Annotated in this window: 10 protein-coding genes and 1 pseudogene; all 11 read right to left on the minus strand. The window is 48.3% G+C overall.

From position 1 onward, the window contains the following. Window positions 1-22 precede the first annotated feature (22 nt). The 11 genes and pseudogenes from ACKTT9_RS26235 to ACKTT9_RS26285 all read right to left on the minus strand — a co-directional run bounded on the left by ACKTT9_RS26235 (window position 23) and on the right by ACKTT9_RS26285 (window position 13,922). A pseudogene (locus tag ACKTT9_RS26235) lies at window positions 23-1,696 on the minus strand (discoidin domain-containing protein). A gap of 941 nt (window positions 1,697-2,637) precedes the next feature. Next, complete coding sequence (locus ACKTT9_RS26240; RefSeq protein ID WP_407868207.1) at window positions 2,638-3,528, minus strand: alpha/beta fold hydrolase; 891 nt, start codon at window positions 3,526-3,528, stop codon at window positions 2,638-2,640. 19 nt (window positions 3,529-3,547) lie between these two features. Further along, a complete protein-coding gene (locus ACKTT9_RS26245; protein WP_407868208.1) occupies window positions 3,548-3,988 on the minus strand; it encodes a DUF1330 domain-containing protein in 441 nt (146 codons plus the stop codon). 17 nt (window positions 3,989-4,005) lie between these two features. Further along, the gene (locus ACKTT9_RS26250) at window positions 4,006-4,614 is read right to left on the minus strand and encodes a DUF2239 family protein (protein WP_407868209.1); all 609 of its coding nucleotides are present in this window, start codon (window positions 4,612-4,614) and stop codon (window positions 4,006-4,008) included. A gap of 296 nt (window positions 4,615-4,910) precedes the next feature. Beyond that, window positions 4,911-5,861 (minus strand): iron-hydroxamate ABC transporter substrate-binding protein, encoded by a 951-nt coding sequence (locus ACKTT9_RS26255; RefSeq protein WP_407868210.1) that lies wholly within the window; start codon window positions 5,859-5,861, stop codon window positions 4,911-4,913. Between the two features lie 48 nt (window positions 5,862-5,909). Beyond that, window positions 5,910-6,929 (minus strand): FecCD family ABC transporter permease, encoded by a 1,020-nt coding sequence (locus tag ACKTT9_RS26260; protein ID WP_407868211.1) that lies wholly within the window; start codon window positions 6,927-6,929, stop codon window positions 5,910-5,912. Next, on the minus strand, window positions 6,926-7,891 hold the full coding sequence (locus ACKTT9_RS26265; protein WP_407873118.1) for a FecCD family ABC transporter permease: 966 nt from the start codon (window positions 7,889-7,891) through the stop codon (window positions 6,926-6,928). Before ACKTT9_RS26265 ends, ACKTT9_RS26260 begins: the two co-directional genes overlap by 4 nt. Window positions 7,892-8,042: 151 nt before the next feature. Further along, window positions 8,043-9,722 (minus strand): helix-turn-helix domain-containing protein, encoded by a 1,680-nt coding sequence (locus tag ACKTT9_RS26270; RefSeq protein WP_407868212.1) that lies wholly within the window; start codon window positions 9,720-9,722, stop codon window positions 8,043-8,045. 226 nt (window positions 9,723-9,948) lie between these two features. Next, window positions 9,949-10,950, minus strand: a complete 1,002-nt coding sequence (locus tag ACKTT9_RS26275; RefSeq protein WP_407868213.1) for a FecCD family ABC transporter permease — start codon at window positions 10,948-10,950, stop codon at window positions 9,949-9,951. Beyond that, window positions 10,943-11,962: a FecCD family ABC transporter permease gene (locus ACKTT9_RS26280; RefSeq protein WP_407868214.1), complete on the minus strand. Its 1,020-nt coding sequence runs from the start codon at window positions 11,960-11,962 to the stop codon at window positions 10,943-10,945. The genes ACKTT9_RS26275 and ACKTT9_RS26280 overlap by 8 nt, the downstream gene beginning before the upstream one ends. Continuing rightward, window positions 11,952-13,922 carry an ABC transporter substrate-binding protein gene (locus ACKTT9_RS26285; protein WP_407868215.1) on the minus strand — a complete coding sequence of 657 codons (1,971 nt, stop codon included), beginning with the start codon at window positions 13,920-13,922 and terminating at the stop codon, window positions 11,952-11,954. Before ACKTT9_RS26285 ends, ACKTT9_RS26280 begins: the two co-directional genes overlap by 11 nt. Between the last annotated feature and the right edge of the window lie 169 nt (window positions 13,923-14,091).

The following is a 14,091-nucleotide window of genomic DNA, read 5'->3' on the forward strand; positions in this document are numbered from 1 at the left end:
AGGAATTCATAATCATTTTCAATCAGTGATTCCGTTGTAAAGCTGCCCGTTTCGCTCCAGTTGCCGTCGCTTCCCACCCGGTATTTATAGGCAGTTCCTGGCGTTAACCCCACCGCCAACGCTTTATGGCTAATAAACGCGCCATTCGTTGAACTTGTAATTTTGAGATTTAAAATTTTGGTTTCTTCCGGCTTTCCAGCGAAACGTTTCACATCTGATGATCCAAAATCTTTATCAGCCGGTACAACCTCAACAATGCTATCCGCTATGTTAGCCGGTGCATTATCCGGTTTCTCATAGCTTGTATACCAAGCAAATGACCGGTTCGTTTTGGGACTTCCATTGAAAGACATCGCAATGGCAATCGGGGAGTAATCAACCACATCATTCACAGGAATGTACAGGAAACTCCCAACAACCGTTCCATCTGCAAATTGCAAATTGGCTTGCCCGTCATACGAAATTTTAACAACCTGATTAGGTTTAACTTTCGCTGCCAAATTTAGCTTAAGCATGGATGGGGTGCTGCCTAATTCAACGCTAGGAACCTGAATGGGCTGATCGTCAGCCGTAACCGTCAGGTGAGCTCCTAGATTTGCTGGCAAGTTATTCATATCGGAGGACATTGTCAGATAAGCGCCAGAGCCATCTTTCAGAATGTTTCCTGCGATAGGCCCCGTGTAGTTTTGAGGTAAGTAGAAGACATTGCTTGGCACGATAATCTTGGCCATATTTGGCGTCGACCAACGCAGATACAAATTGGAACCGCCTGTATCTTCAAAGTATTCAATTTTGAAATTGTATTTCTTTCCACCTTCCAAGGAGACGACATTGCCCGTTTGCTCCTTGTCCCAGTCATTCACCCAGTGATCAATCACAATCTTATCATCACCCATAAGCGAAATCCGTTGTCACCCATCATGTAAAATGTGTAATCTCCCGATTGGGGTGGCATAATTTGCCCTGTCCAGCGAACATTGGCATGGTCCTGTTGCCCCGTCCACGATTGCAGCACAGGATCGAGATTGGTGAAATTAATCTGAGGATCAACGGTCGTTGCTTTGTAAGCTCCAAAGCTAAAATCGCTGTTTCCTAAGTAATATTCACCAAGCAAACCCTGATTGCTGCCAGACGCAAGCGGAGTAACTACAGGAACAAGCGGTTTGGTTTCTACAAATCCAAAAGCCTGGAATTCATAAATATTAGCTGAATATTCACCGGTTGTTAGATCAGCACTGCCAGGATCTGTAATGTTCAGTTTAAAATACCTAGCTGTAACCGGTGAGCTCAAATTATGGGTCGTTAGGCCATATGTATTATTTGTAACCGATACGACAGGATTCCAGTGCACATCATCTTCACTGGTTTCAATCGTATAGTCCCGGGTATTATAGATGTCAGGCGCTCCGCTATAACCGGCATGTGCAAGTACAAATTGATGCACAGTAGCTTCTGCACCGGCATCAACTTTCAGCCAATAAGGATTCTCCTGACTAGGCGGATTCGTATCCCCCTTGTAAACCCAGTTGCTGGTCGGATTACCGTCAATCGCATGTGCTGGGGCTGCTTGGTCTGACACATACCCATTTGCGGATACAGTAACTCCTGCTGTGGCAAAGACGTTCGTGGCATCTGGCTGTGCATAGGCTGGCTGCGCAGGAGCAATCCCCGCTGCGAACAACGAGGTCGCAATCATGACGGCAGCAAGCACACGAGATGTCAACGTGATACTCTTTTTCACTAGTTTCCCTCCTAAATAAAATTGGTTTTTTCCTAACGGTACTATACGGTCAATTAATCTTACATTCAATCGTTTTTGGGTTATTTAACCATGTAGTTATTGTAAAAGCGATGATGCTTGATCCGGCACATTTGCTTTATTTTTCCTGAAAGCGTTAAGCATTTTAACTTCGTTTTGTTAAAAAATGCCGTAAAATGGATGATACATTCTGCGTGAAACGTGCATTTTGTTTTCAATAAAACGCTATCATCTCAGCAGTGATGGCACTTCTTCCTTTCCACCTTTTGCATGCTCACTTGGGAAAAATATGGCCCCATTGTTGGCGTAAATGAAATGTAAATGTGTTTTTTCTCGATTAAATGAAGGGGCTTTCAGGAGAGATGCTGCCTCTTGAATGTTACATGGGATGTAATATGATATTAGGGGTAAATTTCCATTTCACTGCTAGTTTTCGCCTCGTCTTCCGATAAGGAGATTGCTAGATTTCTATTAAAGGAACTCGAGGCCTCTATTATGGAGGAAATCGGCCTGTTTCCTCACAGAGGGGAACTACAGGGTCTTATACTGCCTCCGCGACCCGTACTGAGGGTCTAATTGGCAAAATAGTGGACTGTAGTTCCCCTCACACCTGAAACCGTACCTTTTCAGCGAAATAGCGCCCTACAGTTCCCTCAAAGCTGCCGCATGAGCCTGTGGTCCTGCTTTTGTAGGCAATACTAATAGCCTAACGAGTAAACCTCCGTCAGGCTTTCTTCTTAGCTACTTTACCAACCCTTCAACTTTCTCCCACCTAATTCACCATACGACCACCTCACCAGACGCAAAAAAGCTATCCCCCAGCCATATGAAAACAGCTGAGAAATAGCTCATAAATACTATAATTGTGATAACGCCTGTCAATTGCGACGAGCCGTTCGCTCAATGGCATCAACGATTACATTGTACAATTGGTGCGGCAGGTCGTGTCCCATGCCGTCAACCATCAACAGCTCAGCACCCGGGATAGCAGTAGCTGTGTCCTCGCCACACGCCGGGACAAACAGGGGATCGTCCACCCCATGAATGACAAGTGATGGTACTTTTATGGTCGCCAGCCGCGGACGACGGTCACCGGAGACAGCGATCGCAGCAATTTGTCGTCCGACACTGCCCGGATCGTAGGCTCGCTGGACTTCCTCCAGAATGAGTGCTTGATAAGCTTCTTCTTCAAACGGATAGCCGGTGCCAGCGATGCGTTTGGCAAAAGCGAGACTGTGCGCCAAAAATCCTGCTTCATTCTCAAAAGGGTTCGGCGCCGGTGTAGTCATCATCGCCATGACATCCGGGGATGTTTGCGGAAGAGTGGGATTACCGGAACTGGACATAATAGAGGTGAGTGATAAAACTCGTTCAGGGTACTCACTGGCTGCAATCTGGGCGATCATTCCGCCCATCGACCTGCCGACGAAATGTGCCCGGTCAATGGAAAGGGCGTCAAGAAGTCCGATAGCGTCGCCTGCCATGTCATCGAGCGTATAAGGGATGGCCGGTCGCCGCCCTGACATGAGAGCAGTTGCAAGTGCTTCAAAATCCAGCGTCGGATAATGGCTAAAGTGTGTCGAGCAACCTACGTCGCGATTGTCAAAGCGGATCACGCGGAAGCCCTGCACTGCTAATGTCTGACAAAATGGAACCGTCCATCGGATCATCTGGGTTCCAAGTCCGGCGATTAGGATAATGGCTTCGTCATTTTCGTTACCGAAACTGTCATAGGCCAAATCAACGCCGTTTACTTTCAGAATGTTCATAATCATGTTCTCCTTCAATTTAATTTGGTATCGGAAGATCTGCTATAGGCAGAAGACGTGAATCTTCGATCGCTGCAGTTCGATGCCCGATACCGGCCTGGTAGTCTTGATGACTTGAAAAAGCAAGAAACGACTGCGTGCTGCTCTGGCGTATTAGCATAACAAGATCCCATCTTTCGTCTTCGGGTCCGATCAGAAACTCTCCACCATCGCCAAGAAACAAGATTTCACCTCCGCTTTCACGGAGAAATGGAAGGGTATGCTCAATATAGCGGTTGAACGCTTCGGCACCGCTGATTGCGTCCTTCGGTGCTAGTTCAGGATTGGCTGTGTAATCGGCAACATCACGAAACCGCAGCAGGTTCAACATGACGATGCTGCCCTCAATGCCTCGTTGTATAAACCTCATGCCGGCGCGTTGTGATGGCTCGATGTAACGAATAGATTTAAACTCCGTCATAGTGTCTCCTTTCGCAGTCATAAATTCCCTTCAGGGAACGCATTAGCGGCTAATTTTTTGACATGGTTTCTAATATCAGGTGCCCAGTCATTAATGAAATGGTAAAACCGCTCCAAGTCACTAGCATACAATGCCCGAAGAGCTTCTTCGTATTGAAGGAAGTCCCCGGCCATAGCTGTCATAAAATTATAAGTTGCTTCTTGCGACTCTCGGACATTGCTCTGTTCAGCTCCGGCGCGGCGAGCCTCATCAATGAGTTTTCTTAATGTTACCGATGCCCCACCTGGTTGGCTCTTGAGCCATTCCCAATGCCTTGGTAATAACGTGACCTCACCGGATATAACGCCCAACTTGGGTCGACCGACCCGTCCTGTAGGTTGGTGCTCTTCTTCCTTACTGGGTAAGTCACCAAACTGTTCTCCCAATCGTTTGAGCACATCAACTGTCGTGCCACGAAAATCAACATCTAATGGCTTCCCCGTGGAATCGTTAAATAAAAGCAACTCTGTGAGGTCTCTGTCATCCAGAGTTTCCTTCACTGTAGTTACAACGTGCTCTATCAAGCCATTGGCGACGACTCTCACACCCAAAAATGCCGTGCAGTACAAGCTCGTTAGCATATACATGTTGACCTCCTCTCTGATTACACCGCTAATTATACCCGGGTAAAATTAAAAGGTCAATATTACCCGGGTATAATTAGTTTTATTGTTCCCTCTTTCGTGAGCAATACAAACAGCCCAACGGGTAAATCTCCGTCAGGCCCTCGTCCTAGCTACTTTACCACCCCTTCAACTTTCACTCACCTAACTCATCACACAGCCAATCCCCCGCCCCTACAGAAGCCCTTCCGGCCACCTCACCAGACGCAAAAAAGCTACCCCCAGCCATCTTAAAACAGCTGAGGGTAGCCTCTAAGTACTTATTTAGCGAAAAGCTTTTCTGCCGCATCAAGGGCCATTTTATTTCCAATGGCTGAGTAATCCAGCCAAGGCTGATCAGCAATCGGGTAAATGTGACCCGCTTTGACCGCTTTAAGCCCTTTCCAAATCGGGTTAGATGACAGCTGTTCAAAGAGCTTCTTCGCCCCATCTTCATTGTTTACAATAACAAAAATCGCATCGGCATCATAGTCAGGAAGTACTTCCTGCGAAATCGTTTCATACGCTTTGTCGATTTTCTCCACGCCATTTGCCGGCTTCAATCCTAGATCTGTGAACAGAATCGGGCCCAGCGGACGCTTCATCCCCATAACACGCAGCTCTTTTGCAGTTACACGAATCGCCATCACTTTCCCGTCGCCAATCTTAGCGTTAATAAGTCCTTTTACATTCGCAGCCTGTTTCTCGTAATCTTTGATGTAAGTTTCCGCTTGCTGCTCGCGGTTCACAAGTTTACCAATTTTCTTCAAATGGTCGCGCCATGTGCCTTCGTCCAAGTTAAACATTTCAGTTTTTGCGATTTTTTCATACTTCGCGACATCCTTGCCTGAGAAAGCCTCATCCAGATAAATGACTTCAGGCTTCAAGGATAATAAAGCTTCCATGTCGGGCTCAGCTACAACGCCAAGCTTTTTGGTGTTCTGCAAACGGTCAGCGACATGCGGCAGAAAGGCCTTAAGATCGCCACCCATAACGGAACCTACAGGCGTAATGCCCAGCGCAAGCAAGTCATTCGTTAAATGAATGGACAGCGACGCAATACGCGGTTCTTTCTCTACTGGCTTCGTTGTACTCGCAACAGCAGCAGCCGATGCAGAAGGTGTGGCGGATGCGGCGGACGCTGCTTCTTTAGGTGCAGCGGATTGACCACATGCGGTCAGGACGAATAAGGAACTGATCATACTCAGGACGACCATATTTTTCTTTTTCATGATAAAAAACCCCTTTATTATTTACGTTTTCGTTATTTCGTTATTTGGTTATTTTGTTCTTGCCAGCAAAAATAAAAAGTACGGAGCTCCAACAGCAGCTACAACAATACCTGCCGGGATTGCGTTAGGCTGAAAGATAGAGCGCCCAATCGTATCGGAGGCCACCAGAATAACGAGTCCAACCAAGCCCGCAATCGGCAGTACATATTGGTACATCGGTCCAACCAATCGACGAGCCAGATGCGGCGCCACCAAGCCAAGAAAGCCAATACCACCGGTCATTGCCACGCTTGCGCTCGACAAGGCAACTGCCGTCAACAGTAACAGCAAGCGTTCGCGACTCACGGCAATGCCCAGCCCCGAGGTCGTTTCATCCCCGAGTGAAAAGGAATTCAGAATTTTCCACTTGGTTAAGGCGAAAGGAACGAACAGGCCAATCCATGGAAGCAGTGCAATGACATGCACCCAATCTCTTCCCCACACATTGCCTACCAGCCATCTAGCTGTAAAACTATACGTCGCATCATCCAATCGTAGCGACAGAAAGAGCGTCACAGCGCTAAAACCCGCTGCAACGGCAATGCCAACAAGGATCAACCGTATGGGCACAATTCCTTTGTACCGGTCATAGGCCAAGGCCATAATCAAAATTGCGGTTATGACACCCCCGGCAAAAGCGAAAATCGGGATGAGCAAGGTCGGTGTTCCTTTCATGGAGTGAAAGAAACTGACGAATACAATGAGTCCTAATGCAGCACCCGAATGAAGTCCCAGAATGCCCGGATCGGCTAGACCATTACGGGTTATCCCCTGCAAGAGAGCGCCGGATACGCCAAGACCGATACCCGCCAGCATCGTAATAAGAATCCGAGGCAAGCGATACTCGAATAAGACGAGCTGATTGTCCGCGCTCCCGTATCCTAGAAAAGTTCGCCAAACTTCCATGGGCGAAAGCCGAATCGAGCCTGTATTCAGACTGATTAAGATGACAGCCACACTTATGAGAAGCAAACAAATGCCGACCAAGATACTCTTGTTTTTGCGTGGAATAGGACGATGCGATCTCATGACAAACTCCTCCTTTCTTTCCTGGCTAAATACAGAAAGAAGGGTACGCCTACCAAAGCAATCATTAAGGAGATGGCCAATTCTTTGGGCGGATGAACCATCCGAGCGGCTAAATCAGCTACTACCATCAAAATCGCTCCAAGCAAAGACGAAAGTGGAATGATAAAGCGATAGTCCACACCAACGAGCTTTCTGGCGATGTGCGGAATAACCAGACCTACGAAGCCAATGGAACCTACCGCTGAAACCCCCACACCAGCCAGGATAATCGCCAGAACAATACCTAGTAAGCGGATTCTGTTCGTTTTGACCCCCAAACCTGCAGAAACATCTTCTCCCAGCGATATCAACGAAACGGATCGGCTTATCGCTACAGCTCCTGCAATTGCCAAAAGAATAATAGGCACAAGCAGTTTGACATGCTGCCATTTCACTCCTGCAACGCCACCGGCATACCAGAAGGCTAGATCCTGACTAAGGTCATAATAAATTGCAACCCCCGTACTCAGTGAATGCAGTAAAGCAGCTACCACGGAGCCTGCAATTGTTAAACGCAGTGGAGTTAGACCGCCGGGTGTGGATGATCCCAGCAAGAAAATGAAGCCGGTGCTGAGCGCTGCCCCCACAAATGAGACCGCCATGAGGCTCGAATACGGCAGATTCGGAAAAAATGCAAAGCTTAGAGCAACCATAAAGGCTGATCCGGCATTGATGCCCAGAATACCGGAATCCGCCAAAGGATTGCGCGTTATTCCTTGCATCAACGCACCTGCTACTGCAAAGCCGGCACCGATAACCGCCGCACCGAGAACGCGAGGCAAACGCAATTCATGAATAATCTGATGGGTAGTTAGCTCCGGATTATACTGAAATACGGCTGCCCATACCGTCCGCAGGGTCAAATCCTTGGCCCCGAACGAAATTGCAATAAACATAATGATGAGTAAGGCGATTATAGCCATGGCACAAATCAATCCATATGTAATTCGTTTCATACTTGAAAGACCCAACTTCCTGGACGTGATCCCTATCTCTCATTAATATTGATAATCATTATCAATAAATTCATTATAGAAATCTCCTCGGTATTCGTCCATGACATATTTATAGATTTTATCCTTGGATTATTTTCATATTGACGGGTGAACTCGTTAATGAAGAATCGCTTAGCATCGATACCGCCCTCTCCAAAAGCTGCTGTATCGCTTGCGGCGCATAAACCATCCATTCATCCCACTGGAGCATGAAGTAGCGCCCCTGCCTAATCGCCGGATGTCGCAGCCAAACAGGATCAGTCATAATTTCCTGCGTAAGTTTAGCCGATGCTTGCTTCGTGGCATTCAAGAAGATGACATAATCGGACTCATATTGGGTCATATCCTCTGGTGTTACGTTAATCCAATTGAAGTTCGTCCCTTCTCGATGTTGATTAAGTTCGCCCGCAATAAGACTAGGAGGAGACAACTGTAAAGCTCGATAGAAAATATGTCCGACATTTCTGGCACCGTACAATCTCATCTCTGAGTTCATCAAGCGGCATATCGCAACCGTCGGACTTCCGAACTTCTTGTTCACTTGTTTCTTGGCCTGATCAGCTTTGTAGGCATGACGCTCAATCCACTCTTTGGCTAACTGCTGGCGACCGACAAGTTCGGCTATTGCTTCCAAATGATCAAAGACATCCTGTGATGCCCAAGGAACAGAAATGATAGGGGCAATGTCCCCAATATGTTCTCTGGCTTTCAAAACAACGTTATCTTTACAGAGAATCAAACCCGGCTGCGCTTCAAGAAAAGTTTTTCGGCCTATTTCCCAAGAATCTGCGGCGTGAAGCGGCAAAGTCAGCGAAATCGATTCCGTCGGCAAATAGGATTTACGGTGAAATTGGGCCGCACTCGGAACAATACCTAAAGTCATTAAGTGATCTGTATATGGGTACGACAGCGAAATAATGCTGCTTAACGGCTCATTCGCATACTGTGTGGGAGCATATCCGGAATTCTCTTTGAACCGGCGGCTAAAATAAAACTCATCGCGATAACCTACGCGTCCGCTCAAATCTCGTATCTGCGGGGCAGAGACAAGCAGAATTTCCTTCGCTTTGTTCATGCGTATTTGCGTGAGAAATTCGATCGGAGACTTATTCATTTTCTGCTTAAAACGCTGCGAATAATAGGCCGGGTGCATCCCCGCGATCTCCGCAAGCTTATCCAGATTAATATCGGTCTGGTAAGCATCCTGCATGTATTGAATCGTAAGCTGCAGCGATGCATCAGCATCTTTCGGTGTCGTAATTGAAGCCGGCTGATCCTTCAGAATCAACTCCACCAAGGCATACAAATACTGCTGCCGCAAGTGCTCCCTTACGCTGGAAGTCCCATAGGCGGAGGCAAGCAGCTGCATTTTACGCTGAAAAAGGAGTAAATCCGTCTGCAAATTCCCCTGTACGGGAAAATGAAGCTCCCTGTCATAAACTTTACGGGATTGTGTATTTTCTTTTATTCGAAACAGATCGAATTCCAGTTGATAAATCATACTATTCGCATTACCTGACAAGTTCAGCCCTTGGACACTCATGCCAGGCAGCAGCAGACAGAGCGCCTTGCCATGGATCGGAATTTCATTCTGATTGAGATGAAGCTGACCTCTCACCTTCACAAAAAATAGCAAAGTGTGATGAGCAGCCTCCTCTGCCGTTCGCTTCCACTCGGCTATATCCGTTATAACTTCAAGCTTGACCAGCTCAAGCAATGTCCCTTCTAAATACACATCGTGGTCCGTATCACGAATCACTCCGAATCCCTCCCGTGCAAGTGATAACCATTCTCACAATAATATACCACAAAAAGTATTTCTTCGCTGATGTATAAAACTTCCATGAAGGCCATGTAACAATGCGTACAAGCTTTCGTACAATGAAAAACGCATTCGTGGTCAGACCGCGCCGTTACGCCATCCCAAAACAAATAAAAACCGTCAGAGGAATTTCCTCATGACGGTTCTAACTTAGCGGATCGTATTAACCAACCCGCTTGCGTTTAAACAATAAGTACAGGAAAAACGGGGCTCCGATCCCCGCCGTGAATACCCCTGCCGGTATATCAAGCGGCATAAAGAGCATACGTCCGGCCAAATCCGCCAGCAGCAGCAGGATCGCGCCGGTCAAAGCCGCAACGGGAATTACGAGCGAATACGAGTTGCCTACGAGCCTGCGAGCAATATGAGGAGCCATGAGGCCGAGGAATGAAATCATCCCCGCTACCCCAACAGCTGCACCTGCGAGTGCTACGCTATAGAGCAGCACTATGACTCGGCTAAACTGCAGCCGGCTGCCCAGCCCCAGAGCCGTCGCTTCGCCTAGGGTCTGAATCGTCAGCTCCTTGGCATACAGAAGCGAAAGAGGGATAAAGACGGCAATCCATGGGAAAATGACCTGCACATACTTCCAACTTGTCCCGTAAATGCTGCCCGTCATCCAGTTCAACACTTGAGCCGCCAAGTAAGCCGGCCCGCTAATCAGCAGAAACATGGTAAGGGCGCCCATCGCGGCCGAGAGACCAATGCCAATGAGCACCAACCTGTAGGTCGATACCCCTCTTTTCCAGGCAAGGACGTAATTGATCAGGACCGCGAGAAGCGCTCCCACCATCGCAACAACCGGAACCCAGTGAATGCTGTAGCCAGTGAACAGCGTCATAAAAGCAACTGCCGCAGCCGATGCGCCTCCCGTGACGCCGAGAATGTCCGGTGAAGCCAGCGGATTGCGAATGACTCCCTGCAGCAACGTGCCCGATACGGCCAGCGCCGCACCGATCAAGATGGCGGCAAGAATTCGCGGCAGCCGAAAGTTCAGGAGAATCAGATCCGAGCTGCCCAAGTTCTGCCCGATCAACGTGCGGAACACCTCGTTCATCGGGATGCCTACACTGCCGAGAGAAAGGCAAAACATCGAGATCACAATCATCGCGAGAAATAAACCGATGATGATCATAATCGATCTGCTCGAGCGCGATTTAATCATTGGCCTTCCTCCTCGCCGTATGGATCAGAAATGGCACGCCAAGCATCGCCATGGCGATCCCGACGGGAACCTCTTTCGGCATCAAGACGAAACGCGCAGCCAGGTCCGCCGCTACAAGCAGATCAGCTCCGCTTAATGCGCAGCATGGCAGCAGCCAGCGGTGATCCTGGCCTATCAGCGTTCGGCACAGGTGCGGAACGATCAGTCCGACGAATGCGATCGGACCTGCCGCCGATACTGCACTCCCGGCGAGCAGCACGACCGCAAGTGACGACAGCACCCGTACAAGCGTCACCCGCTGCCCTAGCCCCCGGGCGCTTTCCTCGCCTAGCACCATAATATTGAGCGAGCCGGCTAGCAGAAACGCAAGACCTAAGCCAATCGCCATATAGGGGGCTACGGACAATAAATGGTCCAATTTCCTCCCGGAAACGGACCCGATCATCCAGAACAACGCCGCGTCCAGCGACTGCTTGTTAATTAGAATCAAGCCCGACGTGATCGACGTGGCAAAAGCCCCCATCGCCGCGCCGGCAAGCGTAAGCTTAACCGGCTCGAACCAGCTGTCGCGCATCGCCATCGCATAGACGCAGACGGAGACGAAAATCGCGCCGGCAAAAGCGATCCAAATCATCATATTCATCGTAAGAGCTGATCCATATAGGACCAGCCCGATGACGATGAATAAAGAAGCGCCGGCATTTATGCCGAAGATGGAAGGCGAAGCCAGCGGGTTTCGCGTCAACACCTGCATGACGGCGCCTGCTACGGCAAGCGACGCGCCTACTGCAGCTGCGACCAGAACCCGCGGTACCCGGGTAGTTCGAAGAATCAAGTGCTCATTTGAACCGTCGAAATGCTTGTAACTCGTCCATAAATCGCCGAGCCGGAATATGTGCTCCCCCAGCAATACGCTCGCTACAGCAAGCACAAGCAATAACACAGCTCCCGCTGTCAATCCCGTCAGTTTTCTCTTGCGCGTGTCAAGTAAAGCGGCGTTATTATTTGACATCGAAGTATTTAATCAATTCGTCGAGAAGCAGGTTCGCTGCTTTATATCCGCCTGCGGAGTTCCAAATTCCTTCATCTACTTGAATCACTTTATTCGTTTTTGCTACGTTCAAGTTTTTGAATAGCGGATCATTTTGCCATTCCTTCACCACATTCGCTGCATCTGTCTTGCCTTTAGCTTCCGTGACGAAGTAGAACAGGACGTCGCCATCCATTTTGGCGATATTTTCTTTATTCAAAACTTCAATGAAATTCTCTTTATCCTGCGACTCAGGACGTGCGATGCCCAGTTGGTTGAGCAATACTCCGGCAAATGTTTGTTTCTGATAAATACGCACTTGCGACGCTGAGAAACGGACCAGCGAAACTTTCGTCGCCGCCTTGCTGCCAAGCTTCCCTTTCACTTCCGCTACACGCTTGTCGAAAGCAGCCATCGCTTTCTCGCCTTCGTCCTTCTTATTTACAGCTTCTGAGTACAGTTTGAAATTGACTTTCCAATCCCCAACCAAGTCAGCCGCGAACACCGTAGGAGCGATTTGCTTCAATTGATCGTAGATTTTCTCCTGTCTCACTTTGTTCCCGATAATCAAGTCCGGCTTCAAGCTGGCAATTAGTTCAAGATTCGGCTGCAATTCATCGCCAACGACCGTTACATTCTGCATATCGTTTTTGATATGGTCGTACCAAGGTTCGCCCAGCCAAGACATAACAGCTCCCACTGGCTTTACACCAACTGCCAGCAGCGCTTCCGTCCCCTCATTGGTGAGGATAACGACACGAGATGGCGTACCGTTAATCGTTGTTTCTCCCATCGCGTGTTTAATGACCCGCGGAGCATCGGCTTCCTTATTAGCTGCTGGAGTTGAAGTGCTGCTGGCGCTCGGTATCGGCGTCACGCTGCTCGTCGTGTTCGGCGATGTCGTTGCCCCCGTTGAACATGCGCTTAGTAATAATGTGAAACAGATGACGACCATGGCAGTCATCCAAGCTCTTGATTTCTTATACATCTGTGAATCTCCCTCTCCCCTGCTTTGATAATGATTCTCATAACCATTCCTACTATAGCGTCTAAGCCCACCTGCCACAATGGGATATCTCGACAGTAAGAATGGATTATTTCGACGCCATTCCCAAGCATGCAGCTCTTTGAATCTTTTGGGAGAGACACCCTCCTGCTTTTTGAAAATCCGGCTAAAATAGTAACTGTCCGTGTAACCGACACTCTCCGAAATCTCTTTCAACGTTTTGTCCGTATAAACGAGAAGTTCCTTCGCTTTGTTCAACCGCAGCCCGATTAAATACTCGATGGGGCTTGTATCCATTTGATTTTTAAACAAACGCAGCAGCTGTCTTGTCGTGCATTCCAGCGTATCGGCCAACTCTTCCAGTGTCACTGTTTCCTGATAATGTTCCTCCATATAATAAACAGCTTGGCTGACGAGATCGGGAGGGATGACGTCGACCCCTTGTTCGTGCAGCTGCTCTACCAGTTCATACAGCAATTGATAAAATAGTGTTTTCACCTTTAATTTATCGAGTGGGCTGGGAGCCTGCCATATTTGATGCATATGCTCCAGCTTCTGCATCCAGGAAATCGGAAATTTTGGCGATAAACTATAACGCAGCTGAAACGGATTCTCGCGTTCAATCAGATTGACTAGCTCAATTCGGCTCGGAAGCGGCAAAGTTGCCTTGTACAGGACCATGAAATATTCGAGCGGCTCCAGAGCCTCAATGTCCAGGCGAATTCCTTTCCCTACATGCAGAACATGAAATCGTTTCATGCGGCTTTCGACGCCATCTATGTGCAGCTGTCCACTGCCTCCCGTGACATATAGAAAAGCGCTAGTCGGCACGCGATAACCCCGCATCACTTCACCAGGCTCAAGCAGCATACGGCGAACGTCCATCACTCGGATGAGAACATGATTCCACAAGACGATATGGTCGCTAATTCTCATTAATCAGTCATTCCTTTCATTCCCATCTATATAAAACTATTTTATCACAATTGAAAATAATTCTCATTATCATTTGAGTGTCCCCAAACAGATCACCTAGGGGAACTGGAGTCCCCTATTTCCAGTAAAACGACCTGTTCCCTCTCTGAGCGGAACTACCGGCCCTTAT

Source organism: Paenibacillus sp. P36 (assembly GCF_045866505.1).
Taxonomy (GTDB): Bacteria; Bacillota; Bacilli; order Paenibacillales; family NBRC-103111; genus Paenibacillus_E; species Paenibacillus_E chondroitinus.

What these genes read in the sequence shown, in the direction of transcription:
- ACKTT9_RS26285 (WP_407868215.1), bottom strand. Translation starts at nt 13,922, where the DNA reads ATGAGAATTAGCGACCATATCGTCTTGTGGAATCATGTTCTCATCCGA.
- ACKTT9_RS26265 (WP_407873118.1), bottom strand. Translation starts at nt 7,891, where the DNA reads ATGGCTATAATCGCCTTACTCATCATTATGTTTATTGCAATTTCGTTC.
- ACKTT9_RS26255 (WP_407868210.1), bottom strand. Translation starts at nt 5,861, where the DNA reads ATGAAAAAGAAAAATATGGTCGTCCTGAGTATGATCAGTTCCTTATTC.
- ACKTT9_RS26250 (WP_407868209.1), bottom strand. Translation starts at nt 4,614, where the DNA reads ATGTATATGCTAACGAGCTTGTACTGCACGGCATTTTTGGGTGTGAGA.
- ACKTT9_RS26260 (WP_407868211.1), bottom strand. Translation starts at nt 6,929, where the DNA reads ATGAGATCGCATCGTCCTATTCCACGCAAAAACAAGAGTATCTTGGTC.
- ACKTT9_RS26280 (WP_407868214.1), bottom strand. Translation starts at nt 11,962, where the DNA reads ATGTCAAATAATAACGCCGCTTTACTTGACACGCGCAAGAGAAAACTG.
- ACKTT9_RS26275 (WP_407868213.1), bottom strand. Translation starts at nt 10,950, where the DNA reads ATGATTAAATCGCGCTCGAGCAGATCGATTATGATCATCATCGGTTTA.
- ACKTT9_RS26240 (WP_407868207.1), bottom strand. Translation starts at nt 3,528, where the DNA reads ATGAACATTCTGAAAGTAAACGGCGTTGATTTGGCCTATGACAGTTTC.
- ACKTT9_RS26245 (WP_407868208.1), bottom strand. Translation starts at nt 3,988, where the DNA reads ATGACGGAGTTTAAATCTATTCGTTACATCGAGCCATCACAACGCGCC.